The following is a 2,488-nucleotide window of genomic DNA, read 5'->3' on the forward strand; positions in this document are numbered from 1 at the left end:
AATTTAGTATAGCTATGGGAATTGCTTATTGTTTGAATTTAGGATTTTTATCTATAAGTTATAGAATATATGATATAGACGTATATTTGGCCCAATGCTTAGCCGGTGTGATATATACTGCTAGTGGATTTTTGCTTTGTAGATATTTTGTTTTTTTAAAGTAGATATAATTAATCTGTAAAAAAAATTATAAGGTAAAATATGAGATATAAAAAACTAAATGAGATATCAAAATCTTTTAAAAATGAGCTAAATAGTTTATATAAAGATATGGATAATCCTATTATTTTAAATGGTCTTAAGATTGCAAATTTAACGCCAACTAATACAACAAAATTAGCAATGGTAAGTCGTATTGTGGATCTAAAATTCCAAGGTATAGAAAATGAACTAAAAAGACTAAATCTAAGTAAAGAGCAGATTAAAAATATAAATTTAAATTTATACGATTATGTGAGTGAATTTTATATTGATTTGTTTGATAAAATGCTTAAACAAGTAAATGATGAGAATCTTTTAGACGAGTTTGAGATGGAGCTTTTGTGGAGTGTGCATAGAATAGGAATTGCTATTACTAAAATGCAAAAGATCTGGCAACATCATATAATAGATGAGATAAATGAGGAATTTGAATCTAAGTTTAGCAGTATTGCTCAAGCAATGAAGTTTATTAGCCAAAATGGTCTATATCAAATAGATAGCGATGGTTTAAGATGTGATAGGGTATATGGTGCAGTAATAAAAAGTAATGATAGTTATAAGATGGTGCCATATATGGTAGCGTTTAAAGAAGAGTGCAGTGCTGTAGTAGAGGAGTTTGAAAATTCTATTAAAATACTAAAACCACTCTCTAAAACTACTCAAGATAGTGCTTATATATCTTATTTAGAGGCATTAAAAATAGCTTTTAAAGAGAGTGATAATAACTTAGTAGTAGCAAGATGGCAAGATGCTGAGAGAGTATGGATGCAGACTCGTGGTGCTATTCAGATAGGTCATCCTTTAGAATATTATGAAGATGCATATACTCATGCTGTGGCACTAGAGTGGGATATAAGATTAAGTGAAGATGGTGGTGTAAATGAGCAAGGTTTAAAAGATAGTATTAAAGATAGTTTTAATCAAATTTATTCTAAAACTGGAGTTAAAAATCCAAATATGGCCGCTCTTGTGCATTCAAATATAGATAAAACTCAGCTATATATCAGCACTCCTATGCTTTATTATGGAGCTGAATTTAATGGATTATTCTCTGCTCAAGTGGTGCCAAATGATGAAAAAGTAAGCGGCGAGTGTGGTAAGAAAATTTTTGCTTTTGTGGATTTTGTCTATCAAAGTTCTAAAGCTAAGCCATTTATGAAGCTTGCAAGTGAAATTTTTGATAAGCAGTTTTTAGATTATGGACGTGAGATTTTGTTTAAAAATGAGAAAATTTGGAAGCAAGTTTATGAGATCTCTACAATTGGGCATGAATTTGGCCATATACTATTTATGGATAGTGATAGTGAAAACATTATGAATACCGGTGGTGAGTTTAAATTTATAGAGGAGTATAAGGCTACAACAGGTGGCTTGGTTAATTTCTTTTTACATGAAGTCCAAGAGTTAAAAATGCCTGTATTTGCTGAGCTGATCAAGAGAAGTGTAGGGCTAATAGCGTGGCAAAAAGTAGCTGAGACTAGGGCATACTATTGTGAAGGATTAATACATCTTGATCTATTATTTAAAGCTGGGGTTCTTAGCTTTAATGGTACAAAATTATCAGTAAAATTTGATATTCAAAGCTATGAAGCATTTAAGGTTTTAGTAATGCAAAATTACATTAATCTTGCTACTCATTATGCTAAAAAGCTTAATGCAAGTGAGTTTTTAGCTATATTTGCCAAATTTGATGGTGAGGTGTATCTTCCTACAGATAACATAGTGGCTGAATTTGTAAAGTATTATTATAGTAGATATGAGGCTATTGGTAATGAGATTGATGATAGCAATGAATGGCAAAAGTGGCAAAATTAATGAAAAATTAAACCAAATTTAGCTACAATTTTGCGTTTTGAATTTTAAGTAGGGAATTTATCCGAACTAATTCAAATAATAATTTTTTAAGGAAATATCTATGAAAAAGATTCTTTTTCTTCTTGTAGCTTTAACAGGCTTAGCATTTGGTGCTGATGGCGAACAAATTAAAGCGTTTTCAGTTGTAGCTGCTGGTATCGGTCTTGGTGTAGCTGCTCTTGGTGGTGCTATCGGTATGGGTCACACTGCTTCTGCTACTATTCTTGGTACAGCTAGAAACCCAGGTCTTGGTGGTAAACTTCTTACAACTATGTTTATTGCTCTTGCGATGATCGAAGCACAAGTTATTTATGCGCTTGTTATTGCTCTTATCGCTCTTTATGCTAACCCATTCTTAGTATAATTTCTTGCCCCTTTTTGGGGCTTCTTCTTTAAAATATATCTTTGCGATCATGGTGGAATTGGTAGACAC

Annotated in this window: 2 protein-coding genes; both read left to right on the forward strand. The window is 31.6% G+C overall.

All coding sequences use genetic code 11. The features are described 5' to 3' along the window. The first annotated feature begins 201 nt into the window (after positions 1-201). The gene (ciaB, locus tag J6V67_RS06720) at positions 202-2,016 is read left to right on the forward strand and encodes an invasion protein CiaB (RefSeq protein ID WP_291860570.1); all 1,815 of its coding nucleotides are present in this window, start codon (positions 202-204) and stop codon (positions 2,014-2,016) included. Positions 2,017-2,116: 100 nt separating this feature from the next. Then, positions 2,117-2,419, forward strand: coding sequence for a F0F1 ATP synthase subunit C (locus J6V67_RS06725; protein WP_291860574.1), 303 nt, complete (start codon positions 2,117-2,119; stop codon positions 2,417-2,419). Positions 2,420-2,488 lie beyond the last annotated feature (69 nt).

Source organism: Campylobacter sp. (assembly GCF_017646085.1).
GTDB lineage: Bacteria > Campylobacterota > Campylobacteria > Campylobacterales > Campylobacteraceae > Campylobacter.

Coding starts and splice junctions, on each gene's coding strand:
- J6V67_RS06725 (WP_291860574.1), top strand. CDS start 2,117: ATGAAAAAGATTCTTTTTCTTCTTGTAGCTTTAACAGGCTTAGCATTT.
- ciaB (WP_291860570.1), top strand. CDS start 202: ATGAGATATAAAAAACTAAATGAGATATCAAAATCTTTTAAAAATGAG.